Origin of the sequence: Marivirga aurantiaca (genome assembly GCF_016679925.1) — a bacterium.
Taxonomy (GTDB): Bacteria; Bacteroidota; Bacteroidia; order Cytophagales; family Cyclobacteriaceae; genus Marivirga; species Marivirga aurantiaca.
Window position 1 is genome coordinate 965,832 of sequence record NZ_JAEQBW010000001.1, and the last position, 24,820, is coordinate 990,651.

The window sequence follows — 24,820 nt, forward strand, 5'->3', positions numbered from 1 at the left end:
TATAAAGGTAAAAACAGAAAATGGAATTTAAAGAATTTATTGAAAGAGCTTGGGATAATAGAGAATTTCTTAAGGATAAAGAAACCCAAATTGCAGTGAAAACTGTAGTTGAGGAATTAGATGAAGGCAAGCTCAGAGTGGCTGAACCTACTGATGACGGTCAGTGGATAGTAAATGAATGGATTAAGAAAGCTGTCATCTTATATTTCCCACTTCAAAAGATGCAAACAATTGAGTTGGGCCCTTTCGAATTTCATGATAAAATTAAACTCAAAAAAGGCTTTGAAAAACTAGGTGTTCGAGTGGTTCCTCATGCCATTGCGCGCTACGGTTCGTTCGTAAATTCAGGCGTTGTACTCATGCCTTCTTACATTAATATTGGAGCCTATGTAGATAGTGGCACTATGGTTGACACCTGGGCTACGGTAGGTAGCTGTGCCCAGATAGGAAAGAATGTTCATTTAAGTGGTGGGGTTGGAATTGGCGGTGTGCTGGAGCCAGTGCAAGCCGCTCCGGTAATTGTGGAAGATAATGCATTTATTGGTTCGCGTTGTATAATTGTTGAGGGTGTAAGAATAGGAAAAGAAGCAGTGTTGGGGGCCAATGTAACTCTTACTGCCAGTTCTAAAATAATTGATGTTACAGGTGATCAGCCAAAAGAATATATGGGCTATGTGCCTGAACGATCTGTAGTAATTCCCGGTTCTTTTGTTAAAAAGTTTCCTGCGGGGGAATTTAACGTTCCTTGCGCTTTGATTATAGGCCAAAGAAAAGAGAGTACGGATAAAAAGACTTCCTTGAATCAGGCACTGAGGGAAAATAATGTAGCGGTATAATCGTTTGGTTTTCGTTTTGGCATCTAATTTGAGAAGAGGTAGTATATGAGAATAATAATATTTGCAGTTCTGTTTTTGATTTCTTTTTTTTCATTTAGTCAGGATTTTACTGACTATTTTTCTGAAAATCCAAAAGTAGATTTCCCAGTCATTGAAGATATACCTTTTGAATATGGTGAAGAGATTCAATATAAAATCTATTATGGGATTTTTACCATTGGAAGAGGGCAATTTAAAATTCATAAAAACCCCTATAGAATCAACAATAGAGGAGCCTATAAAATTGATGTACGGGCAAAAACAACAGGTATGGTTGATTGGGTCGCTAAAATTGATGATCATTGGGGTGGTTATGTGGATACCGTGGGTTTGGTGCCTCATCAGGCATATCGGAATATCAAAGAAGGTAATTATAGAAAATATGAAGTAGTGAATTATGACCATAATTCACAAATGCTTGAAGTCAAATCCAAAGGGAAAAATGACAAAGAGTTTAGGGAACCCATGTATTATGAATTCCCACAACAAATACGTGATCTGATAAGTGGGTTTGCTTATTTCAGGTCATTGGATTTGGACCAATACAATGTAAGGGATACTATTAATGTGCCGGCCTTTTTTGAAGATACATTTTATAATTTGCAGGTAATTTACCTGGGGACTGAAACTATATCTACTTCAGTGGGCGACATTAGTGCACATAAGGTAACTCCGGTAATGCCGGAAAATAAGATATTTGATGGTGAAGATTCTGTCCTTGCATGGTTTTCTAATGATAAGAATAAAATCCCACTTAAAATTAACGCCAAATTATATGTAGGTTCCGGTGGATTGGAAATTATAAGCTTTAAAAACGTCAAGTACCCCATTAATTTTGTAATGACTGAATAATTTATACAACGAAAGTTTTCTTGTTGCATACATATCTTAACATCTATTACTAAGCCTTCTTGTCAAAACCGGAATAAATGAAGGTCTTACAGTTCCGAATAATTCCAGGTTTACTTAGAATCGAGAATGAAAACTATTTTATGTGAAGAGATTGCTTTAATTTTGCCACACACAATAAAATCAAATTAAAATACAAAAGATAATTACAATGAAATTAAGAAGTATATTCTATTTAATGATACTTTCAACTATGCTCTTGGCTTGTAATGATAAAGACAATGCCGAAATAGGAAATGATTTCTATAGCCAGGGAGAATATCAAAAAGCAATTGATTCATATAATGAATATTTAAAATTGAAGCCTTCAGATGAAATTATCCTTTACAATAGGGGCAGGGCTTATGAAGAGTTAGGCCAATATGATAAAGCATTGCGAGACTTTAAAAAAGTGATTGAAATTGATCCTAAAAATGAAAGTGCTTTATTAAGCTTTGGGAAAAGTTATTTTAGAGAAAAGGATTACAAAAATGCAGCTTTTCAATTTGAAAAAGCTTTTAAACTAAATACATCAAGTTCCAAATCAGCTTTATTGCTGGCTCGTGCCCTTCATAGGGACGGACAGGTTGAAGAAGCAATGGAGTATTATAATATAGCCATTAGTAATGACAATAAAAATGGCGAAGCTTATATGTATAGAGGAGCTTTGAAAATATTCCTCAATCAAATGAGTGGGGGCTGTAGTGATATACAGAAAGCTAAAAATATGAATACTGAAGAGGCTGAATCCCTTTATAATCAGTATTGTAAATAGCAGGCAAACGGGAATCAATCCGAAAAGCTGGGGAGAATAGTTATCGGTTTAAACTGTGCCAGCTGTTACAGGGTTCTAATTTGACTCAAAGGGATGTCTTTGGGTTCTCACCTATTCACCTCACCTATCTGTAGAGTTCCTCAGGGCTCTACGGATTTTCAATAATTGAGAGTTTTTGGCTAGGGCTTTCTGAATAGCTTATCAAAAAAATACGCTTTAAATATTCCCGGAATTATTGTTTGATCAGGAAACCGGACGCACTTAGTTGTTGCGCTACTTGGATATGGGTTCATGGTTGCATATCACACTTGTGGTTATTTCACCCGTGCCCAGACAAGTAGGGCAGTAGCTATAAAATTCTTTTTCACCTTCACAAATAGGGCATTCATGAACACCTACTCCATTGCACCTGTGACAAGTTTTATAACTTTTGTTGCCCATTGCACCTAATTGAATAATTACTCCATCTCCACTACAAATCACACACCCAATTTTGCCGACTCCTTCACAATAGTTACATGTTTTCAATAATTGCTTTTCTCCATGACAGGTGGTACATGTTTTCTGACGGTAACCACTATAATCACAAAAATCACAACTAACATTTTTGTTGAGTTTGGTTTTCAGTAGTTTTTTTAATTGAACTGCGTTATCATAGTAAGCTCCCGCACTGCCCATTATTTCAAAATACTTATCTAAAAAGCTTTGGCTATTCTGATATTGTTCTACGTGGTAAAGCGTTTCCGAAAAAAGGTAGGGCATTTCAGCAGGCAATTTGGCACCACTTTTTAAAATTTCCCGAAACGACAGATTGGCTTCTTCGTAATTACCTGCCTTCATTTCAGCCTGCGCTTTTTCGTAATAGTAATTAACCCTTTCATTACTATTGCTCTGTGATACTCCTGATTGGTGAATACCTAATGATAGCAATGCAATGAATATATATTTAATATACTTCATGTTTAAAGTTTAACCCGCCCAAATTTACAACACCTTTTTCGCATTAAATAGTGCACTGCGGATACTTTTAATTTTCTCAGATAAAAAAAAGTATGGCTATAGCTTTATACTCTTAGATTATAGAGAACTGTTAAACTGAAAATTATTGGACGTCAGTTATAGACAATACTTAACTCAGCTTGCTAATTTTTTACCCCTAAAGTAAATAGGTTATGCTTTTTCAAATGAGAAACAGCTGGTTCAAGAATTTAAAAATAAACTGTTTTTCAACCTCCAACAATTTCCTTTAGGTTATTAACAAGTTCTTCCCAGATTTCATATTGTTCCTGATCATCCTCATAATCTGAGTAATCTATCACTTTTACATACATGGATTGAGTGATTTCATTTTCATCCAAATGTATTTCAATATATGATTTATCCCCTTCTTCACCATCTTCATAAAATTCAAATTTCACGAATTGATTGATTCTATGCCCTACTAGCCTTGCACGATGATCCTCATCATCGTAAATAAAATTATATTCTTTATCCTCGTTAATATTTACATCGTCAGCAAACCATTGTGAAAGCCCACTAGCCGTACTGATGTAAGGATAGAGCATTTTTTTGGATGCGTTTATTTCAAAGTCTGCGGTAAATTTTTTCATACTATTGTTACATTACTTGAAAAATGATAAGTTAGGATTTAAATTCATTTATACCAATAAAATTCTTTCCGAATTTTATTTGCAAATTGATAATAGAATTTATTAAGTTTGCACTCCCATTCAGGAACAGAGGATCAAGACATCTTCAAAAACCTGATAAAAATAATAAAATGGCGAGGTAGCTCAGTTGGTTAGAGCGCAGGATTCATAACCCTGAGGTCGGCAGTTCAAATCTGCTTCTCGCTACTTTTTTTCTTTCCGGTGTTACAATCCCATAACGTCATTGTAAAACTTAATATTTCCTATTCCAGCAAAAGTATCAAATTCATTGATATTTGTAGCAATATAAAAATATTTCTCAGTTTATTCCCCTCCCTTACCAACTTCCGATTAGTTTAGCATAATTCTTGTTTAATTTGCAAAAGGTTTCAAAATTGAAGCAAACTATTTTTTAATAATATTAATGTCAGTATAATCAGCTAAATGAAAAAATTAGATAAACTTATATTAAAATCATTTATAGGGCCATTTCTGATCACATTCTTTGTCGTGGTCTTTATCCTGCTTACACAATACATGCTTAAGTATTTTGATGACTTTGTAGGTAAAGATCTGGGCTTTAATGTTTTTGTGGAACTGATCTCATATTTCAGTATCAATATGACACCTATTGCTTTTCCTTTAGCTGTTTTGCTTTCATCATTAATGACATTTGGAAACTTAGGCGAACATTTTGAACTGACAGCTATTAAAAGTGCAGGCATATCACTTATCAGGGCAATGCGTCCTTTGTTTTTCTTTGTTATTATTCTGACGTGCTTTGTTTATTATTCCAATAATTACATTGTGCCAAAAGCCAATCTTGATGCATACAGCCTCTTATATGATATAAAACAGAAGAAACCTTCCATTGATATAAAAGAAGGCGCATTTTATGGTGGGATTCCTGGTTATAGCATTAAGGCTAATACAAAGTACGATGATGATAAGTCATTAGGAGACTTAATTATTTACAATCATTCAAAAGGTAAAGGTAATAATGAAGTGATATTGGCTGATTCCGCTTTAATGTATACCATATTAGGGGATAAATATTTGGTAATGGAGCTTTTTGATGGAAAAAGCTATACAGAAGAAGAAAATACATCGGCTGCAAGCAAAGATAAACCGGCCACTTTTGTTCGAAATAAATTTCAACATAATAAGGTGATATTTAGTCTGGCTTCTTTTGAAATGGAAAGAACAGATAAGGATTTGTTTTCCTCCAATAGATTAATGAAGAATGAAGCAGAGCTTAGGAATGATGTTGATTCTATGAGAAGGGATATTCTGGAATCTAAGCGAAATTTATATTTATATACACCAAGGTTCTTCAATTTGCACTTATCTGAAGTGGAATCGATTAAACCCGAATCAGTTGTGAAATGGGAAGAATTTAAGAAAGAACGAGATAGTGCAAAAATGGTAGATGCAGAGCCTTTAATTGTTACTGATGAAAAGGAAATTATAATAGACTCTGCTGTTATTCCCAATAAATTACAGAGAGTTGATGAAAGTATTGTGCAGGAGATTAAAAAGCCAAAGAACAATATGATGCCTGAAAAGGAAAGGTTCACCTCACCTGAAAAAAAATTAAAGCCACTACCATCTGATGAGGCTAAATTAAAAGCCGGCACGGCAACTATTCAAACATATGATTCTGCCATTATTGCCAGAGTAGATAGTGCTTTTGATGCGATTAACAGAGGGACAAATATGAATCTGTTGGACAAACCACGTTTTGCAAAAAACAGATTGAAAGGTGAAAATAGAAGAATAGAGTCCAGGGAATTTGAAAGCAACGTGTATGGGATAGAGGCAAACTCAAAATTATCTCAAGCAATAGCTTGTATTGTCATGTTTCTTATAGGTGCTCCGCTGGGAGCTATCATTAAAAAGGGAGGTTTGGGTTTTCCTGTTATACTATCCATTTTGTTTTTCATTATTTCCTACGTAATTAATACTACGGGTATTAAAATGGGAAGGCAGGGAGATATTAGTAATTTCTTGGCTGTATGGGCTTCCAATATTATTCTATTGCCTTTCGGACTGTTTTTCCTGCGTCAGGCCAGAAACGATTCAAGGTTATTTGAATTAGATAATTATCTTGTGTTTTTTGGTAAGGTTAAAGGATTCTTTACAGGTAAAAAGGCATAATTGGTTGAGGTGTTGTTGATTTTCTTACAACCGGTTTTTCAATGTTCTTATAGATGAAAGTGGTTTTCATAAATATAACAGCTTAAAAGCTTTTTTATTAACCAAATAAAATCACTATATTTGCAGCTGTTTTAAACAATTTTAAAAAGCTAACTATGTATTTAAGCACAGAGAAAAAACAAGAGCTGTTCAAGAATCATGGTCGGTCAAAAGCAGAAAACGATACAGGTTCAGCAGAATCACAAATCGCGCTTTTCACTTTCCGGATTAATCATTTAACACAGCATTTGAAAATTAACAAGAAAGATCACTCATCAAGAAAAGGTCTTTTGAAATTAGTAGGAAAGAGGAGAAGTTTATTAGATTTCCTTCACAAAAGAGAAATTGAAAGATACAGAGCAATTATTGCTGAATTGAACTTAAGAAAATAATTAAAGTTTAAGATTATAAAAAAGGGAATCTTTCGGTTCCCTTTTTCTATTATTCCCATTAAAAATACCACATCTTTTATAGGACGTGTATAGCAAATGCGGCAAAAAACAATTACACAATAGGACGAGAAAACAGTAAAAAAACTATTTATGGCTATACCACAAGCAACAACAAAAAAATTCAACCTTCCTGACGGACGCGAAGTCAGTATAGAAACAGGAAAATTAGCAAAACAAGCAGACGGATCTGTAGTAGTAAGAATGGGGGATACCATGTTACTGGCCACAGTTGTTTCTAGCAAAGAGGTAAAAGAAGGAGTTGATTTCCTTCCTATGGCAGTAGATTATCAGGAGAAATTTGCTTCAGCAGGTAAAATACCCGGAGGTTTCCTAAAAAGAGAAGGAAGACTTTCCGACCATGAGATACTAGTGAGCCGTTTGGTTGACAGGGCATTGAGACCTCTGTTTCCAAATGATTATCATGCAGAAACACAAGTTTTTATTCAATTGATTTCAGCTGATGAAGAAGCACTTCCTGATGCATTGGCAGCATTGGCCGCTTCTGCAGCTATTACTGTTTCTGATATACCATTTGCTGGCCCAATTTCAGAGGTAAGAGTAGGTAGAATTGAAGGCAAATTGGTCATTAATCCTTCCAGGAACCAAATGAAAGTTTCAGATATAGATATGATTATCGCAGCTACCCTTGATAATATCATGATGGTAGAGGGCGAAATGAAGGAAATCTCTGAAAAGGAACTGGTAGAAGTAATTAATTTTGCTCATGAAACCATTAAAATTCAATGCCAGGCGCAAATTGACTTAGCCAAAGATTTCGGGGTTAAGGAAAAAAGAACTTACTCTCATGAAGAGGAAGATGATGCTGAATTGGAAAAAGAAATTAAAGATAAATACTACGATCAGTTATATAAAATTGCTGCAGACGGTTTAGCCGATAAGCATGAAAGGTCCAGGCTTTTCAAAGAAGTATCTGAATCTTATTTTGATGCCTTGCCGGAAGAGCATGAGATCAGTATAGGATTAGCTAAGAAATATTTCAGAGCTACGCAGAAGAAAGCGGTAAGAAATGCCACTTTAGAAACAAGAAAACGATTAGACGGCAGAGGATTGGATGAAATTCGTCCTATCTGGGGTGAGGTAGATTACCTGCCATCTGCACACGGATCTGCTATATTTACAAGAGGCGAAACGCAATCATTAACTACTGTTACTTTAGGTACCAAGCTTGATGAGCAAATGATTGATGGAGCTATGCAAGCCGGGTTTAATAAATTCATATTGCATTATAACTTCCCTGGTTTTTCTACCGGTGAAGCAAAGCCGAACAGAGGTCCGGGTAGGAGAGAAGTAGGCCATGGTAATTTGGCCATGAGAGCAATTAAGCAAATTTTACCAACCCCTGAAGAATTACCTTATACTATCAGAGTTGTTTCTGATATTTTAGAATCTAACGGTTCTTCTTCAATGGCTACGGTTTGTGCGGGTATCCTTGCATTAATGGATGCCGGTATTCCAATTAAAGCTCCTGTTTCCGGTATTGCAATGGGATTAATATCTGATGCAGAAACAGGAAAATATGCTATACTTTCTGATATCTTAGGCGATGAAGATCATATCGGTGATATGGACTTTAAAGTAACGGGTACAGAAAAAGGTATTACTGCTTGCCAAATGGATATTAAAGTAGACGGTCTTTCTTCAGAGTTGTTGATGGAAGCCCTAAATCAGGCTAAAGCCGGAAGAGATCATATCAGAAATGAAATGATGAAAGTTTTAGATGCTCCACGAGAAGACTATAAACCAACTGCTCCTAGAGTTGTTAATATTGAAATCGATAGGGAAATGATCGGTGCGGTAATAGGACCTGGAGGAAAAGTTGTTCAGGAAATCCAAAAAACAACCGGTGCAACAGTAGTGATTGAAGAAACCGAACGTGGTGGTAAAATCAATGTTTTTGCAGTAAATAAAGATTCTTTGGATAAGGCTGTTGCCTGGATAAAAGGAATTGTTGCCAAACCTGAAATAGGAGAAGTGTATGATGGAAAGGTAAAAGCAATACAGCCTTACGGTGCCTTTGTGGAAATTATGCCTGGTAAAGATGGGTTGTTGCATATTTCCGAAATCAAATGGGAGAAAGTGGAAACACTTGAAGGTGTGTTGGAAGTAGGTGAGGAGATAAAAGTAAAGTTAATTGACATTGACAGCAAAACCGGTAAGCTAAGGTTGTCAAGAAAAGTTTTACTTCCTAAACCGGAAAAAACGGAACAACAATAAGAGGAAAAAAATATCCCTGAATTTTTAACTTAAGCAAAGGAACTATCTTGTTCCTTTGCTATGTTAGTAATGCATTTTAAAGTTAAACCTAATAATAATTAATGAGACAGCTCAAGATTAGCAAGCAAATTACCAATCGGGAGAGTCAATCTCTTGATAAGTACTTACAAGAAATTGGTAAAGTCGATTTGTTAACACCCGATGAAGAGGTGGATTTAGCAGTTCGAATCAAACAAGGTGATCAGCTTGCACTTGAAAAATTAACAAAAGCCAATCTTCGTTTCGTTGTTTCAGTAGCCAAGCAATACCAGAATCAAGGTTTATCCTTGGGAGACTTGATTAATGAAGGAAACTTAGGACTAATTAAAGCGGCACAACGCTTTGACGAAACAAGAGGTTTTAAATTTATTTCTTATGCAGTATGGTGGATCAGACAGTCCATATTGCAAGCATTGGCAGAGCAATCCAGAATTGTTCGCCTTCCATTGAACAGAGTGGGATCTTTAAATAAGATTTCTAAAACCTTCTCTGCATTGGAGCAAAAGTTTGAAAGAGAGCCATCTCCTGATGAGTTGGCAGAAGTATTGGAAGTAACTGCCAATGAAGTGGTGGATACTATGAAAATCTCAGGTCGTCATGTATCAATGGACGCACCATTTGTACAAGGTGAAGAAAACAGCTTGTTGGATGTGCTTGAAAATGATGGTGAAGAATCCCCTGATGATGAATTGATGAATGATTCATTGAGAAGGGAAGTTCAAAGAGCCTTATCTACATTAACTCAAAGAGAGGCTGATGTGATTACACTTTATTTTGGATTGAATGGGGAACATTCAATGACTTTGGAAGAAATTGGTGAGAAATTTAATCTGACCCGTGAAAGAGTAAGACAGATTAAAGAAAAGGCCATTCGCAGATTGCGCCATACTTCACGAAGCAAAGCATTGAAACCTTATTTAGGATAATAAAAATCTAATTTTGTAAGTAAAGAAGGTCTTCTAAAAGACCTTTTTTTATTTTTGCAGTTTATAAGACATTATTTATAAAATATTCTCGTAAGATTGAGTATCAAAACTTATTTTGAAATGACTGAAGAAAAAGTAAATGTTCTCATAGTGGGTTCCGGACCTGCAGGTTACACAGCCGCTATTTATGCTGCCAGGGCAGGACTTAACCCTGTTCTATATCAAGGTGGACAGCCTGGTGGTCAGTTAACTATTACAAATGATGTAGAAAATTACCCTGGTTATCCTGATGGAATCAATGGCCCGCAAATGATGGTCGATTTCCAGAAACAAGCTGAAAGATTTGGAACTGATGTTCGGTTTGGCTTAGCTACTAAAGTAGATTTTAGTGGTTATCCCCATAAAGTAATTATTGATGATAAACATGAAATTACAGCCAATGCAGTAATTATATCTACAGGTGCATCTGCTAAATGGCTTGGTTTGGAATCAGAACAAAGGTTAAATGGAATGGGTGTATCTGCCTGTGCGGTTTGCGATGGTTTCTTTTATAAAGGCCAGGATGTAGTGGTGGTAGGAGCCGGTGATACTGCTGCCGAAGAAGCAACTTACTTGTCAAAACTTTGTAATAAAGTGACTTTATTGGTGAGGAGAGATGAAATGCGTGCTTCTCAAATCATGCAAAATCGAGTGATGAAAGCTCCAAATATTGAAATATTATGGAATACTGAAACTGAAGAAGTTTTAGGGAAAGATGAAGTTGAAGGAGTGAGGGTAGCAAATAATGTTACAGGAGAAAAGACTGATATTAAAGCTACAGGATTCTTTGTGGCCATTGGGCACAAACCTAACACTGAAATTTTCAAAGATTTTCTTAATTTAAATGAGGCTGGATATATACAAACTATTCCAGGTACCTCCAAAACAAATATAGAAGGTGTATTTGCTTCAGGTGATGCTCAGGATTTTGTTTATAGACAAGCTGTAACGGCCGCAGGCACAGGCTGTATGGCGGCTTTGGATGCTGAAAGATTTTTGGCTCAAAAAGAAAGTGAAGAAACCGAAGAGAATGAAGTAGCACAACAGGCTAAATAATTTCTTCAAAAATGTAGTAGATAAGTATGGGTAATTCAACTCATACTTTTTTTTATTTGTAGCTACCTATAAAACACAACTTTTTTACCCAAATAAGGTTATCTCTACCTGTTGCATGGAATTTGTAAATAATAAGGAATAGCTTTTTTTGACTTGTTATTTTTGTATTGATTTAGAATATAATATTTATGAAACTTGATTTACTGGCTTTTGCTGCTCATCCTGATGATACCGAACTTTCATGTGCCGGAACGCTTGCTTTACATGCGTCTTTGGGGGATAAGGTAGGAGTGATAGATTTTACTGAAGGTGAAATGGGGACACGTGGAACCCCGGCTTTGCGCAGAAAGGAAGCAGAAAAAAGTGCGGAAATTTTGGGTTTACATGTTAGGGAAAACCTCGGATTTGCAGATAGTTTCTTTTTAAATGACAAAGAGCATCAGATGAAAGTGGTCAGGAAAATCAGGCAGTACAAACCTGATATCATATTAACTACTGCCATTAATGACCGACATCCTGATCATGCAAGGGCTTCGGAACTTTCCAAAAATGCTATTTTTCTTTCCGGATTAAAAAAGGTAGAAACTTTCGATGATGCCGGTCAACCCCAGGAGGTATGGAAACCAAGGTTGGTACTACACTACATTCAAAGTTTGCCTATTAAGCCTGACATTGTAGTAGATGTGAGTGATCATTGGGAAACCAAAATGAAAGCCGTGAAAGCATTTGAGTCACAGTTTTATAATCCTGAAAGCAATGAGCCGGAAACCTATATATCAAGCCCGGGCTTTCTGAAAATGATTGAAGCAAGGGCCATGGAGTTTGGTCATATTATTGGTGTGAAACGTGCGGAAGGTTTTACAGTAGACAAGTATTTGGGAGTGAGGAATTTAAAAGGATTACTTTAGATTTGTTTTTATCACAGTACATTGCTATTAAAATATATCATAGACTTCTTTCATACTTCCTCATTATCACCAATTGCTTTTCGGCCGATAGCTCTTTTGAATATTTCTTCAATTCCTCTATTTCTGAAAACAGATTCATTACCCCAGTCTCTAAAGCTTGGTTGGGGTAATAATGATCCCTCAAAAAATGGACACATTTTAATACCCTGAATCCATTAAACCATTGGAAAAAACGATCCCTGAGATGTGCTTTGTTTTTAGATTGCTGCCTGATTTTTGTAATTGAATCTTCAAAATTATTGGCTGTTATAAAATGTTGAATGGACTGGCTACAATTTGAAGGAAAGCAGTCATCCTCAATCTGTAGGATAAAGGATTTTAATTCTTTGAAAATCAGGAAATTGTAGGAGGATGTAAGGTCCTTTTGATCCATCTCATATTCACCCATAGCCCTGCCCGTACCAAAAGGCACTCTGTCTGAAATTCTGGGAGAAGGGATTACTTTAGTGGAGTTAATATTGGTAAAATTTCCTAAAGGAATGATTTTGTGGAGAAAGTAGAAATCTTCTCCGGCTTTTCGCTGATTCATTCCACCTTGTTTTTGATAAACTGAGGACTTTACAGCCATACTTGATCCAATGGTATGGTAAGCAAACGGATATTGGGCATATTTTAGTCCTTGAACATAATATCTCAAATGTAATTCATAAAGAATAATTGGGAGGTTTGATTCCCCTTCTTTATGAATTGGATGTTCAAAATGAATGGATGAGCCCACAGAAAGAGGATTCTTTAAGAAGTGGGATTCGATGGATTTCAGATAATTGCTTTCGCAAATGCTATCTGCATCGAAGCAAACAATGATTCCATCTCGTTGATTAGTATTAAAGCGGTAAGAAGCTTCATCCATTCCTATTTTACGGGCTAGTCCAACCCCTGCCTGCTTTTTTGGTAAGTCATAGGCTTTTATTAAATGAAAAGTAATGAAATCTGATTTCTTTCTACTCCTAAAAACATTAATTTCCTCAGAGACACTTTCACTTAATTCTTTTACCTCTTGAGTGGCATCTTCCGGGTGGTTGATGACTAGAATGACTTCCACTGGAAAGGTAGTTGGTTCGCAATTATCCAATGATTCCAAAGTGGCTATTAAATTGTCTTCTTTAAAAACCGGAATTACAACACTTAGAAAAGTATTATCAACTATAATCTCATCAATAAACCGCTTTGAATAGGCGTACCTTTCAAAATAAGTATTTGGGATCAAGGGGCTAATCTTTCTATTTTCCAACTACCTGTTTCCTCTAATGTATAACACAACCTATCATGTAATCTGCTGGGTCGGCCTTGCCAGAATTCAATTAGCGTAGGTGTGATAGCATAGCCTCCCCAATGGGCCGGCCGTTCTACTTCTTTTCCATTAAATTTCTTTTCAATTTCCACTAATCTTTGATCTAGCACGGTTCTATCCGAGATAGACTTACTTTGTGGAGATACCCAGGCACCTATTTGGCTCGCTCTTGGCCTGCTTTTGAAATAAATATCACTTGTTACGGTATCTACTTTTTTGACTAAGCCTTCAATGCGAATTTGTCTTTCAAGTTCCGGCCAAAAAAAAGTTAAAGCTACATATGGATTATCAGCAATTTGCTTTCCTTTTTCACTCTCATAATTGGTATAAAAAATAAAATTGTTATTTTCAACGCCTTTTAATAATACTATTCTTGAAGATACTTTTCCATTGCTGGAGGTGGATAAATTCATAGCATTAGGTTCATTAACCGCTGAATCTACTGCGTTTTCGAACCAATTGAGGAATTGGTCAATTGGATTTTGTGAAACTTTTTCAATTTTCAAGCTTTCTTTCGTATACTCTTCACGTAAGTCTGCAATAGATTTTTTCATATATTTATGGAATTAAATCGCTAATTGTTGGTGGCTTTCTGAATTTAAATTTATTATTGTTTTATAATGATTCAAAGCTTTATAATTAAATTAAGAGGCAAATATCGTTTAATAAAATAAGGGAATAGAGATATTAAATGGTTTATTGCTGCTGAAAATACTTCTGAAGCTTAATAAAAGGCGATTGGTGATCAAATTGAAAACTTCTCCATTGCCTTTGGAATGAAAATATAGCAAGATGAAATTAAGAATTGATTTAAAGTCCAATAGCAGAAAAGAATGGATTGATACTGTGATGGCGGATTTTGATGCTTTTTTGCAGGACCATGCCAACTGTGAAAGAAAAGCTTCGAGCATGGCAATGAGTTTTGTGGCCAAATTTCCTGATAGACTTGAAATAATACCACAACTGATAGAAACGGCTGTTGAGGAATTGGAGCATTTCCGGGATGTTTATCAGCTAATGGAATCGAGAAATATTCAATTACCTCACGAAATAGAGAAAGATCATTATATGGCTGAATTAATAAAATTTTGCCGGTCTGGAAAAGAAGATCGCTTTATGGATCGACTTTTATTGGCTTCCATCGTAGAAACTAGAGGGGCCGAACGTTTCAAGATGGTCTACGAAGCACTTCCTGATGGTGAAATCAAGAAATTTTATCATCGATTATGGGCTTCAGAAGCTAAACATGGAGAAATTTTTATTGATATGGCGTTACATTATTTTGAGAAAGAGTTAGTTTATAGCCGATTAGAACAAATGAGTGAAGAAGAAGCTAAGATTTTAGAAGACTTACCCTTAAAACCTGCACTTCACTGATGGAGTTTTTTGAGTTTAAAAATATTGACCGGCCACAAAAGGGAGACTTGTTACTTTCGGAACCCTTGTTGCCCGATATTAATTTTGATCGTACGGTAATATTGTTGTGCGAACACAATGAGGAAGGATCTTTTGGCTTTGTTTTGAATAAATTATCAATTTTGAAGGTAGATGAAGTTTTACAGGAAATAAATTCCTTCGATACGAGTTTATATGTAGGAGGGCCTGTACAACAAAACACTTTACATTTTATTCATGACATAGAACATTTGCGCGGAGGAGGGCAGGAAATTATGGATCAATTGTATTGGGGGGGGAGTTTTGAAAAATTACTGGATTTGGTGCAGGAAAGAAAGGTTGATAAAAATAAGATCAGGTTTTTTGTAGGCTATAGTGGATGGTCGGAGGAACAATTGCAACAGGAAATTGATCAGAATACGTGGATTGTGGCACGAGGAGTGCATCCATCGTATATTTTTAATACTCCGCCTGAAAAGCTTTGGAAGGATATATTGGAGAAAATGGGGGGGAGATTTAAAGTATATGCCAACTATCCTTCTGATCCGAAGCTTAATTGATAAAAAGAATTAAAATTTTAATTAATATTGTATCTATTTGATTAAAGAATACTAGAATTATGATGGACGTGAAAGGTACTTCTGAAAACCCAGATGAAAATAAAGATAACATGGAAGAACAGAAGGTGAAAAATGAGCAGGCAACAGGTGAAAACCAGGGGAATGAAGCCAATGAAAACGAATTTGTACAGGATGAATTGTCAGGTTCTGTAAAGAAGGAAAACACTGAAGAAAAGGATGTGCCTGCTGAGGAACAACCTATTCGTTCTTCTGAAATAGAAGCAGCTGCAACAGACCTACCCACTGAAACAAATGAGCAGGTATCTTCTCAAAATGAAGAGCAAGCTGATGAAGTGGATACCAGAGAAAATACACCTGTTGATGAAAATTCAAGCATGAAGGAAGCTGAGGAAGAAGCGAGTACCTTATCTGAAAATCCTGAAAAGCATACCTCCACCGAGACTGGGGTAATTGATGCTGATCAGCCCCTTAAATCCTCCGAAATAGAAGCAGTTGCTACAGATATACCTGAAACTCATGAAGCAAAAGCAGAATCTTCTGCTAAAGAAGAAGATGAATCTGATAATGAAGATGAATCCGATAGCGACCATGAAGATGAGTTAAAAGATTACTCCAATTTTAGTAAAGCAGAATTGGTAGATGCTATTAAAGAAATTTCCCATTCAGATGATTTCAGACAAGCAGATAGAATTCTAAAGGAAATCAAGCCACTTTTTGATGAAATACATGATGAAGAAAGAAAAGTGGCACTGGAAAAATTCCTTGCCGAAGGTGGTGAGGAAACCGATTTTTCAATGAAGCATGATGAATTGACTGATCGTTTTGAAGCCAATTTTCAGCTCTATAAAGACAGAAAAAGAAAACACTTCAAAGAACAGGAAAAGCAGAAGGACGAAAATTATAAAAAGAAACTGGAAATATTGGATCGCTTAAGGGAATTGGTTGATGGTGAAGAAACTATTACCGGCCTCAACGTGATCAAGGAATTACAGAAAGAATGGAAAGCTGTAGGGCAGGTGCCTGGCAACCAGGCCAAAACACTTTGGGCCAACTATAATGCTCTGCTTGACAGATATTACGATCAAAGGAGCATCCTTTATGAACTAAAAGAACTTGATAGAAGAAAGAACATTGAAGCTAAGAAAGAGCTTTGTGAGAAGGCTGAAGCCTTGGCAGATTCCAATGATGTGCCTTTTGCTATTAAGACTTTAAATGATTTACACGAAGAATACAAGCATATAGGTCCTGTACCAAAAGAAGAACAAGAGCCACTTTGGCAAAGGTTCAAAGCAGCCTCTGACGCTGTTTATGATAAACGCAAGGACTATCTAAAAGACCTGAAAGAAATCCAGGAAGCCAACCTTGAAAAGAAAAAAGCCATTATTGATAAAATCCAAACTTATTTAGAGTTTAACTCAGATAGGATTAAAGATTGGAATGCCAAAACCAAGGAAATATTGGCCATTCAGAAGGAGTGGGAGAATACCGGACAGGTGCCCAAGGAAAATGCCAAGGAAATCAACAAAAGCTTCTGGAGCAATTTCAAACAATTTTTCGGCAATAAACATGAATTCTTCAAGCGATTGGATGCAATGCGTGAAGAGAACATGAAGAAAAAGCAGGAATTGGTGAACCTGGCAGAAGCATTGAAAGAGAGTACTGAGTGGGTAAAAACAGCTGAGAAACTCAAGCAATTACAAAACCAATGGAAAGAGATTGGCCCTGTGCCCGAGAAATACAGGGAAAGTATTTATAAGCAATTTAAAACAGCCTGTGATGCATTTTTTGAAAATAAGAGAGCAGGTAATCAGGAATCTGAGAAGGAATTTAAGGAAAACCTAAAAGCCAAAGAAGATATTATTGCGCAGATCAGGCAATTGGAGCCTGGTGATCTGGAACAATTGGAGGCCTATGAGCAAGCCTATAGTAAATTGGGCTTTGTGCCACGCAATGCCATTCAAAAGGTTAAAGAGCACTTTTCTGATGCAATTGCCGAGTTCATTGAGAAGTCGGAATCTGTGTTGAGCGAAGAACAATTAGCTAAAGTGAAGTTAATGGCACAGCTGACTAAGATAATGGCGGGTCCGAATTCTGACAGAAAGCTCAATCAAAAGGAACATGGCCTTCGAAAGAAAATCAGTGATTTGCAAAATGACATCATTACATGGAGAAACAACCTTGAGTTTTTTGCTTCATCAAAAACAGCAGATAAATTGAAAAAAGAATTTGATCAAAAAATTGAAGAGGCAGAAAAAGAGATTGCACTGTTAAAGAAGCAGTTACGCATAGTCCGCTCTGTTGACTAAAAAATTACTTTGACTTTTTTTAGTGAAGGGTTTGGATTAATAAAAACAGCCCGTATATTTGCACTCGCAATAAGGGAAACGAAAGGCTCCCAAGTTGTAAAAGGCCTCTTTAGCTCAGCTGGTAGAGCAACTGACTTGTAATCAGTAGGTCGCTGGTTCGATCCCGGCAAGAGGCTCATTAAAGCTACTCATTTGAGTAGCTTTTTTTGTTTATAATCGTTTTTGCTTCTCTAACTATTCAAAACCAGATCAAGTAATATTTACTTCCTATTAAATGTTTACCATTTAGTTCCACATCCTTTCCTCTTTTACAACTAACCCTTATCTTCGCATCAGCATACAATTTGAATAGTTAAATGGCAAAAACTGCAGATCAGATATTAACGGATTTAAAAGGTGGAGCTTATGCGCCTATATATTTTTTGCATGGAGAAGAACCTTATTTTATTGATATCATAAGTGATTTCATTGAGAAAAATGCGCTCAATGAAGCAGAAAAGAGCTTTAACCAACGCATATTATATGCAAAAGATGTAAGCCTGAACAATGTGATTTCGGCTGCCCGAAGCTTTCCAATGATGGGACAGAGGCAGGTAATCATAGTAAAGGAAGCACAGGAATTGGCTGAATTGAAGAAAGGAGATACAGGCATGGAAGTATTTGAGGCTTATTTGCAAAACCCCCAACCTTCCACAGTTTTGGTGTTTTGCCATAAGCACAAAAAAATCGACAAACGGAAAAAGATTTCCAAACTGATAGAAAAAAACACTGTTTTCCTTGAATCCAATAAAATTTATGAAAATAAAGTACCTGATTGGATCCAACAATATGTAAGTGGGAAAGGCTACAAAATCAATCGGGATGCTACTATGTTACTCACAGAATATATTGGCAACAACCTGGAAAGAATGTCAAATGAGATTGATAAAATATTAATCAATTTTAAAGAGCCTGTTGAAATTGATTCGGCCCTTGTGCAGGAATATGTAGGGATAAGCAAAGACTATAATATTTTTGAATTGCAAAAAGCCCTTGTGACAGGAAATGTTTTACAGGCCAATAGGATCATCCAATATTTTGCTGCTGACCCCAAAAATCATCCTGTAATTTTATCTATTGGTTTTTTGCATAGTTTTTTTACTAAATTATTATTAATACACAACCATCCTGACAAGTCGGACAGAGGTGTGGCCATGGCTGCCGGGGTTTCCCCTTATATTGCCAAGGAATATATGGCGGCTGTCAGACGTTTTAATCTTAACAAGGTAGTGCAGAATCTGGCTTACATTTATCAGGCTGATTTAACCAGCAAAGGAATCAATGCTTCGCTGGCTGAGGACCAACTAATGAAGGAATTGGTCTATAAACTGATGCACTGAGGTGAATAAATTCAGCTTAATCAAAAATATTTAGCACTTAATTGAGTTAAATACGTAATTGAAAAACACGATGATCTATAAAATAATAACGCCATTACTTTTTCTTTGCCTGCCTTTTTTTGCCAATGCCCAATACGCGCATGTGAGGCAGTCTGCTGATGATTTATATAAGGAGGGAGTCAAATTATTCCAATCACAACAATACAATTCAGCACAGAAACTATTGGAAGAATATGCCAATCATCCTCACAGCAATGATCTTCAGTCCCAAAATGCGGAGTATTTAAGCGCATTATCGGCTATTTATCTTTTTCATGCCGATGGAGAAGCCAGAATCAAAAATTTCGTCAATACTTATCCTGCTAATTCATATGCTGATGAAGCATATTTTGAGTTAGGTAATTTCTATTTCAGGGAGAAAAACTATCCCAAAGCCATTCAATATTATGAAGAAACGGATGAAGATGTGCTGGGTCAAAAGGATAAAGAAGACTATCAGTTCAAATTGGCTTATTCCTATTTTAGCAGGAAAGCATTTTCAGAAGCCCTTCCTTATTTTAACAAACTAAAAAGAAGTAGTTCCAGTTATCAATCAGCAGCCAGTTATTATGCCGGCTATATTGCCTTTGAACAAGGAGATTATAATCAGGCATTAATTGACCTGAAGAAAGCAGGGGAGAATGATTCTTATAGTAGTACAACTGCCACCATGATTGCCAATATCTATTACAGGCAAAAAAAATACGATCAGGTAATTGAGTATGCTCAAAATATTAGTAATAATGTGTCGGGCATGGCTTCGGCTGATTTAAGCCTGATCATAGGCGATTCTTATTATTTTAAAAATAATTATTCCAAAGCTTCTGAATACTTTACTGATTTCAGAGACAAAAGTAAAGCGAAACCTGAAAGAGAGGTGCTTTACAGAATGGCCTATGCCGAATACAAACAGGAAAACACCGGAGAAGCTACTCAATTATTTGAGCAAGTTGGCTTAGGGAAAGATTCCTTGTCGCAATACAGCACATACTATTTGGGTAAGTTGTATTTGGAGAACGATAATCCCCGCTATGCTGTAAATGCTTTTCAGCAGGCAAAGCTATTGGATTATATTCCTGCGATAAAAGAAGAAAGCCAGTATCAACTGGCCAAGCTTTATATTAAGCAAAAACTCTTTTCAGATGCTATTTCGGAGTTAAAGGATTTTGTGTCCAGGTATCCTCAAAGCAATTACGCCACTGAGGCTAATGAGTTGTTGAGTCAGGCATACCTTAATACCAATGCCTATGAACTGGCCATAGAATTTATTGAATCTATCCCAAATAAAACCCTGAGGTTGAAAGAAGCTTATCAGAAAGTGGCTTTCTATCAAGGAGCGGAATACTTCAACCAGGCCCAGTTTTACAAGGCGGTGCAATTTTTTGAGAAATCAGTAAGCTATCCTCAAAACAAGTCACTTGCAGGAAAAGCCTATTACTGGATGGGAGAGGCCTATGCCACCGGAAAAAAATATGAAGAAGCAATAAATGCTTATGAGAAGGCTCTTAATCATTCTAGTTCCTCTGATGAATGGTATCCGGCACTGCAATATGGATTGGCGCATGTCTATTATAACGATAAACAATTTAGTAATGCATTGAACTATTTTAACGCTTATGTGAAGTACGGTAAATCCAGACCTTACTATGAAGATGCCCTCATTAGATTGGCTGATTGTTATTATGTTTCAAAAAAATATTCCCTGGCACTTTCTAACTATCAAACTGCTATTGACCAAAAAAATGAAAAATCTGACTATGCTTATTTTCAGAAAGGTGTTATCCATAGTATTTTATCAGAAAATGAAAAAGCAAACAGGCATTTTGATGTGGTAATATCAACTTATAAAAAATCAAATTACTATGACAATGCCCTTTTCCAAAAAGCATTGATGGCTTTTGAAAGTGGGAAGTATTCAGAAGCTATAGATGGTTTTTCTTATTTACTAAAAGCAACAAATCAAACGCCTTTGAGGCCTTATGCTTTATCCAAACGGGCAATTGCTTACTTTAATTTGCGGAAATATAAAGAGGCTGAGGAAGATTATAAAATGATATTGGATAACTATCTCACCCATCAGACAGCCAATGGTGCTTTACTGGGCCTTCAGGAAATATATAGTATGCAAGGCCTTTCAGGAGATTTGGACAAATATTTAGCGGAGTATAAAAAAGCAAATCCTAATGATAAAGAGATAACTTCTATTGAATTTGATGCGGCCAAATCCATCTACTTTAACCAAAATTATAATAAAGCAATTGCTGCCTTTCAGAATTACCTGAATGAATATCCTGACAATGCATTGAGTTATGAAGCCAAATACTACCTGGCAGATTCCTACTACAGGAGTCAACAATATGACAAGGCACTTCCTTATTTTTACGAAGTAGTTCAGGAAGATAAAACACCATTCGTCAAACGTTCTGTTCAGAAGATAGCCGAACTAGAACTAGAAAGAAGCAACTATGAAAATGCCGAACTCTATTACAATAAAGTTTTAGAATTGGCAGATAATGATAAGGATAAATATATTGCATGGTCGGGCTTGTTGCAAATAGCCAAAGCCCAAAGTTTATATTCGGAGATGATTCAGTATGCGGATCTTATTCTGGATAAAGCGGCAGTGAACCCTAATGTAATGAATGAGGCATACCTGAATAAAGGATTGGCTTATTATTACCAGGGGGATTATAAAAATGCAGAATCACATTTTAAAAGTGCTGTCAACAATGCCAAAGATGCCAATGCAGCTGAAGCTAAATACCTTATTGCCCTTATGCAGTATAATAAAGATGAGCATCAAAATTCTATTAATACATTGTTTGAGTTAAATAATGATTTTGCCAATTATTCTGAATGGCTGGGGAAATCATTTTTATTGATTGCAGACAATTATTATGAGATGAATGAGCTGTTCCAGGCTAAAGCGACCTTAAATTCCATCATTGAAAATGCTCAATCTGTTGTTTTGAAAAAAGAGGCACAATTGAAGCTGGCTAAAATTGAAGAGGAAGACCAAAGAAAAGCAGAAGTAATTAAAAATGAAGAAGATTCCATCCGTGCTTTGCAGGGAGAAATGATACTTGACACAGATTCTACCAAAAACTAATATGCGTTATTTACTATTAATAACATTTTTGGCCTTTGCAAATATTTTGCAGGCTCAGGACAATTGGGAAGATCCCAAGACTGGTGAGATAGAAGATTCTCAGATAATAATAGAGAAAAACCGGAAAATTGAACTACCGGGAGCTACCAGAAACTTTCAGAAAGTACCGAAAATTGAAAAAGACAGCAGTCTTATTCCTGTTAGTTTTGAGATAAAGGAATTTCAGCCTACTTTAAATAGCATCAAACCCAGAATCAGGGTGCTAACAGTCCAGGATGAGAAACTTCAGAAATTATATGCAAACCAGGTAAAAGTGGGATTGGGCAATTATGGGGCTACTTATTTGGAGGGTTTTTTGGCAAATAAAAGGAGCAAGAACCAAAGTTACGGCTTACAATTAACCCATGAAAGTTTTGCCAGGGGGGCTGTGGATGGTAATAATTCGGCCTCAGGCTACCAGTTGGTTCGGCCTTATGGGAAATTGATCTTCAATAATATTGTGGTGGAAGCTGATGCTTTTTATGAAAGGCACAATAATTACCTCTATGGTTACGATTCTGCACTTACAGAAGTGGATAGAGATAGTATACAGCGTACTTTTCATACGGTTGGTGCTCATGTGAGATTGAAAGACAGGGACATGGAAAATCCCTACCAATACGGACTTTCAATAGATGCTTATCAATTGAATACTAATTATAAAGCAGGAGAGGGATCGTTTGATTATGACTTGACCAATGAAATGAATTTGTCAGAAAATTTTAAGGTGTATTTGAATTCGAATGGGTTTTTTAGCAAATATCAATTCAATGATAAATCCCAAAGCCGTACGCGGAACTTATTTAGAATACAACCGGGCATTGTATATAGTGTGGGAGATCTTACCCTAAATGGAGGGCTGAACTTTGTATATGAAAATGACACACTGGAATCAATGAACCAATTGCATGTCTATCCTGATATTTTCGCCAAATATCAATTAAGTCCTAAAATATTTGCCAAAGCTGGTTTGAAAGGAGATGTGAGGGGAGTACGCTTAAGAGATTTACTTTTGGAAAACCCTTACTTGAATGATTCAATTGCATTGAACCACACTTTAATGCCGTTTCAATTATATGGGTCTTTATACGGATCTTTGACTAATGTTTTGGGATTTGAAGCCGGCTTTTCTGTTGCTTCAGTAAAAAACAATTATGGTTATTATGTTAATCCTGAAAACACTGAACGATTTGAGGCTGTATATTTTACAGGTAATAACACCGAAATTAATATTTATACCGGAGTTTCCGCCCAAATCAACCAGGAGTGGAATGCTCGATTGAGAGGAGATTATTTCTACTACAATTTAAGTGATGGTCTGGAAATGCCCTACAGGCCTAATTTCCTTCTGAAATTTGATACTGATTACCTGATTGCAGAAAAACTTACAATTGGTTTGAATGGCCATTTGCAAGGAAGCATGTATCCGGGATTCCCACCCAATAACGCCAACCCTGAACTGGTAGAAGACGTGAAAATACCTGCTATTTACGATTTAGGGATAAAACTGGATTACAAATTATCTAATCGCTCGTCTGTATTCTTGCATGCTAATAACCTGATAGCCAAAGAATATGAGTATTATTTCAATTATCCAAATAGAGGATTTCAAGTTTTAGGAGGCTTTATATATTCTTTTTAATGTTTTAAATATCAATAATTGCCATTATATTTGATATTCAACAAGTCCTATGTTAAAAATATGATAGTCATAGGAAAGGGGTAGTTGAAAATATTATAGATATAATGATAAATATTTATAATAAATTGATACATTTAATCTGCTAATAACCTTAAAAGACCGAAAAATGGCGAAAAAGGACAAAAACGAAGACGAATACAAAGACGAAAATTTAGATAATTCTGCAAATCAGGATGATGAGGATTTCGGATTACCTGATTTAGATGATGATAATGATTCAGAAGAACCATCTTCTTCTTACGATGAAGATCAAAAAGAAATTGAAGAAGACAGGCTGTCAGACATCCAGGAACCCTCTGACTCTCCATACCTGGATGATTCTGAAGAAGATGTGAACGACCCTTATGAAAGTGATCCCTATGAAGAGGAATTAGCTTATGAAAGGGATGAAGCTGCATCAGCTTATGTTCCACCCAAAAAATCTTCTGCGGCACCTATTGTAATTACTTTAACCTTAATTGTTCTTTTGGCTTTGTTGGCTGTTTACTTTATCTTCATCAGAGAACCTGAGAGTTCAAAGGAAACAAAGCAAGCTCCTGTAAAGGATACAACCTCTTATGTGGTTGAAAAGCCAGTGGTAGTTGAGGAACCTGAAATTAAAGAGCCGGAAGAGCCAAAAATTGGTGAAGTAAATACACTATCCAGCAGAACAGGTCGTTCATATGTGGTAGTTGGGAGTTTCTTTGATGCAGATATGGCAAAAGATTACGCTGATAAATTAGCCAAGGATGGTACAAGTACTTACATTATTCCTCCATTTGGAAAAAGTAAGTTTAACCGTGTGGCAATTGAAGAAACAGCATCTTTTGCTGAGGCCAATTCCAGGGCAACGGAACTGGCAGGTCAATTTAAAGAACAACCATGGCCATTAAAATATTGAT

Annotated in this window: 20 protein-coding genes and 2 tRNA genes; 18 read left to right on the forward strand and 4 right to left on the reverse strand. The window is 36.1% G+C overall.

Features of this window, described 5'->3' with window-relative positions:
• The first annotated feature begins 20 nt into the window (after positions 1-20).
• The 3 genes from JKA74_RS04105 to JKA74_RS04115 all read left to right on the forward strand — a co-directional run bounded on the left by JKA74_RS04105 (position 21) and on the right by JKA74_RS04115 (position 2,538).
• Entirely contained in the window at positions 21-836 is an 816-nt protein-coding gene (locus JKA74_RS04105; protein ID WP_201429882.1) for a 2,3,4,5-tetrahydropyridine-2,6-dicarboxylate N-succinyltransferase, read from the forward strand.
• Positions 837-881: 45 nt separating this feature from the next.
• Positions 882-1,727 carry a DUF3108 domain-containing protein gene (locus JKA74_RS04110; RefSeq protein WP_201429883.1) on the forward strand — a complete coding sequence of 282 codons (846 nt, stop codon included), beginning with the start codon at positions 882-884 and terminating at the stop codon, positions 1,725-1,727.
• 208 nt (positions 1,728-1,935) lie between these two features.
• Complete coding sequence (locus JKA74_RS04115; RefSeq protein WP_201429884.1) at positions 1,936-2,538, forward strand: tetratricopeptide repeat protein; 603 nt, start codon at positions 1,936-1,938, stop codon at positions 2,536-2,538.
• Between the two features lie 273 nt (positions 2,539-2,811).
• Here JKA74_RS04115 and JKA74_RS04120 read toward each other — a convergent pair whose 3' ends face one another.
• Both JKA74_RS04120 and JKA74_RS04125 read right to left on the reverse strand, forming a co-directional pair.
• Positions 2,812-3,498, reverse strand: a complete 687-nt coding sequence (locus JKA74_RS04120; RefSeq protein WP_201429885.1) for an outer membrane protein assembly factor BamD — start codon at positions 3,496-3,498, stop codon at positions 2,812-2,814.
• 266 nt (positions 3,499-3,764) lie between these two features.
• Entirely contained in the window at positions 3,765-4,148 is a 384-nt protein-coding gene (locus JKA74_RS04125; protein WP_201429886.1) for an START-like domain-containing protein, read from the reverse strand.
• Positions 4,149-4,320: 172 nt separating this feature from the next.
• Between JKA74_RS04125 and JKA74_RS04130 the strand changes: the two genes are divergently transcribed.
• The 7 genes from JKA74_RS04130 to bshB1 all read left to right on the forward strand — a co-directional run bounded on the left by JKA74_RS04130 (position 4,321) and on the right by bshB1 (position 12,038).
• Positions 4,321-4,394, forward strand: a tRNA-Met gene (locus JKA74_RS04130).
• A gap of 237 nt (positions 4,395-4,631) precedes the next feature.
• Positions 4,632-6,344 (forward strand): LptF/LptG family permease, encoded by a 1,713-nt coding sequence (locus tag JKA74_RS04135; RefSeq protein WP_201429887.1) that lies wholly within the window; start codon positions 4,632-4,634, stop codon positions 6,342-6,344.
• Between the two features lie 155 nt (positions 6,345-6,499).
• The gene (gene rpsO / locus JKA74_RS04140) at positions 6,500-6,775 is read left to right on the forward strand and encodes a 30S ribosomal protein S15 (protein WP_201429888.1); all 276 of its coding nucleotides are present in this window, start codon (positions 6,500-6,502) and stop codon (positions 6,773-6,775) included.
• A 150-nt stretch (positions 6,776-6,925) separates the two neighbouring features.
• A complete protein-coding gene (locus tag JKA74_RS04145) occupies positions 6,926-9,070 on the forward strand; it encodes a polyribonucleotide nucleotidyltransferase (RefSeq protein ID WP_201429889.1) in 2,145 nt (714 codons plus the stop codon).
• 101 nt (positions 9,071-9,171) lie between these two features.
• A complete protein-coding gene (locus tag JKA74_RS04150; protein WP_188462198.1) occupies positions 9,172-10,035 on the forward strand; it encodes a sigma-70 family RNA polymerase sigma factor in 864 nt (287 codons plus the stop codon).
• Positions 10,036-10,155: 120 nt separating this feature from the next.
• The gene (gene trxB / locus JKA74_RS04155; protein WP_201429890.1) at positions 10,156-11,130 is read left to right on the forward strand and encodes a thioredoxin-disulfide reductase; all 975 of its coding nucleotides are present in this window, start codon (positions 10,156-10,158) and stop codon (positions 11,128-11,130) included.
• Positions 11,131-11,318: 188 nt separating this feature from the next.
• Positions 11,319-12,038 (forward strand): bacillithiol biosynthesis deacetylase BshB1, encoded by a 720-nt coding sequence (gene bshB1, locus JKA74_RS04160; RefSeq protein ID WP_201429891.1) that lies wholly within the window; start codon positions 11,319-11,321, stop codon positions 12,036-12,038.
• A gap of 37 nt (positions 12,039-12,075) precedes the next feature.
• Here bshB1 and JKA74_RS04165 read toward each other — a convergent pair whose 3' ends face one another.
• Complete coding sequence (locus tag JKA74_RS04165) at positions 12,076-13,305, reverse strand: glycosyltransferase (RefSeq protein ID WP_201429892.1); 1,230 nt, start codon at positions 13,303-13,305, stop codon at positions 12,076-12,078.
• Positions 13,302-13,943 (reverse strand): pyridoxamine 5'-phosphate oxidase, encoded by a 642-nt coding sequence (pdxH, locus tag JKA74_RS04170; protein ID WP_201429893.1) that lies wholly within the window; start codon positions 13,941-13,943, stop codon positions 13,302-13,304. Before pdxH ends, JKA74_RS04165 begins: the two co-directional genes overlap by 4 nt.
• 238 nt (positions 13,944-14,181) lie before the next feature.
• Here pdxH and miaE point away from each other — a divergent pair, with 238 nt between their 5' ends.
• The 8 genes from miaE (at position 14,182) to JKA74_RS04210 (ending at position 24,819) form a co-directional block, all read left to right on the forward strand.
• Complete coding sequence (gene miaE, locus JKA74_RS04175) at positions 14,182-14,766, forward strand: tRNA-(ms[2]io[6]A)-hydroxylase (RefSeq protein ID WP_201429894.1); 585 nt, start codon at positions 14,182-14,184, stop codon at positions 14,764-14,766.
• Positions 14,766-15,344, forward strand: a complete 579-nt coding sequence (locus JKA74_RS04180; protein WP_201429895.1) for a YqgE/AlgH family protein — start codon at positions 14,766-14,768, stop codon at positions 15,342-15,344. The genes miaE and JKA74_RS04180 overlap by 1 nt, the downstream gene beginning before the upstream one ends.
• Positions 15,345-15,403: 59 nt before the next feature.
• Positions 15,404-17,671 (forward strand): DUF349 domain-containing protein, encoded by a 2,268-nt coding sequence (locus tag JKA74_RS04185; RefSeq protein WP_236587492.1) that lies wholly within the window; start codon positions 15,404-15,406, stop codon positions 17,669-17,671.
• 103 nt (positions 17,672-17,774) lie between these two features.
• Positions 17,775-17,847, forward strand: a tRNA-Thr gene (locus JKA74_RS04190).
• Positions 17,848-18,027: 180 nt separating this feature from the next.
• Entirely contained in the window at positions 18,028-19,050 is a 1,023-nt protein-coding gene (holA, locus tag JKA74_RS04195; protein ID WP_201429896.1) for a DNA polymerase III subunit delta, read from the forward strand.
• Positions 19,051-19,120: 70 nt separating this feature from the next.
• A complete protein-coding gene (locus JKA74_RS04200) occupies positions 19,121-22,198 on the forward strand; it encodes a tetratricopeptide repeat protein (protein ID WP_201429897.1) in 3,078 nt (1,025 codons plus the stop codon).
• 1 nt (position 22,199) lies between these two features.
• Positions 22,200-23,879: a porin family protein gene (locus JKA74_RS04205; protein ID WP_201429898.1), complete on the forward strand. Its 1,680-nt coding sequence runs from the start codon at positions 22,200-22,202 to the stop codon at positions 23,877-23,879.
• Between the two features lie 166 nt (positions 23,880-24,045).
• On the forward strand, positions 24,046-24,819 hold the full coding sequence (locus tag JKA74_RS04210) for an SPOR domain-containing protein (RefSeq protein WP_201429899.1): 774 nt from the start codon (positions 24,046-24,048) through the stop codon (positions 24,817-24,819).
• Position 24,820: the final 1 nt, after the last annotated feature.

Coding starts and splice junctions, on each gene's coding strand:
- JKA74_RS04105 (WP_201429882.1), top strand. CDS start 21: ATGGAATTTAAAGAATTTATTGAAAGAGCTTGGGATAATAGAGAATTT.
- JKA74_RS04110 (WP_201429883.1), top strand. CDS start 882: ATGAGAATAATAATATTTGCAGTTCTGTTTTTGATTTCTTTTTTTTCA.
- JKA74_RS04115 (WP_201429884.1), top strand. CDS start 1,936: ATGAAATTAAGAAGTATATTCTATTTAATGATACTTTCAACTATGCTC.
- JKA74_RS04120 (WP_201429885.1), bottom strand. CDS start 3,498: ATGAAGTATATTAAATATATATTCATTGCATTGCTATCATTAGGTATT.
- JKA74_RS04125 (WP_201429886.1), bottom strand. CDS start 4,148: ATGAAAAAATTTACCGCAGACTTTGAAATAAACGCATCCAAAAAAATG.
- JKA74_RS04135 (WP_201429887.1), top strand. CDS start 4,632: ATGAAAAAATTAGATAAACTTATATTAAAATCATTTATAGGGCCATTT.
- rpsO (WP_201429888.1), top strand. CDS start 6,500: ATGTATTTAAGCACAGAGAAAAAACAAGAGCTGTTCAAGAATCATGGT.
- JKA74_RS04145 (WP_201429889.1), top strand. CDS start 6,926: ATGGCTATACCACAAGCAACAACAAAAAAATTCAACCTTCCTGACGGA.
- JKA74_RS04150 (WP_188462198.1), top strand. CDS start 9,172: ATGAGACAGCTCAAGATTAGCAAGCAAATTACCAATCGGGAGAGTCAA.
- trxB (WP_201429890.1), top strand. CDS start 10,156: ATGACTGAAGAAAAAGTAAATGTTCTCATAGTGGGTTCCGGACCTGCA.
- bshB1 (WP_201429891.1), top strand. CDS start 11,319: ATGAAACTTGATTTACTGGCTTTTGCTGCTCATCCTGATGATACCGAA.
- pdxH (WP_201429893.1), bottom strand. CDS start 13,943: ATGAAAAAATCTATTGCAGACTTACGTGAAGAGTATACGAAAGAAAGC.
- miaE (WP_201429894.1), top strand. CDS start 14,182: ATGAAATTAAGAATTGATTTAAAGTCCAATAGCAGAAAAGAATGGATT.
- JKA74_RS04180 (WP_201429895.1), top strand. CDS start 14,766: ATGGAGTTTTTTGAGTTTAAAAATATTGACCGGCCACAAAAGGGAGAC.
- JKA74_RS04185 (WP_236587492.1), top strand. CDS start 15,404: ATGATGGACGTGAAAGGTACTTCTGAAAACCCAGATGAAAATAAAGAT.
- holA (WP_201429896.1), top strand. CDS start 18,028: ATGGCAAAAACTGCAGATCAGATATTAACGGATTTAAAAGGTGGAGCT.
- JKA74_RS04200 (WP_201429897.1), top strand. CDS start 19,121: ATGATCTATAAAATAATAACGCCATTACTTTTTCTTTGCCTGCCTTTT.
- JKA74_RS04205 (WP_201429898.1), top strand. CDS start 22,200: ATGCGTTATTTACTATTAATAACATTTTTGGCCTTTGCAAATATTTTG.
- JKA74_RS04210 (WP_201429899.1), top strand. CDS start 24,046: ATGGCGAAAAAGGACAAAAACGAAGACGAATACAAAGACGAAAATTTA.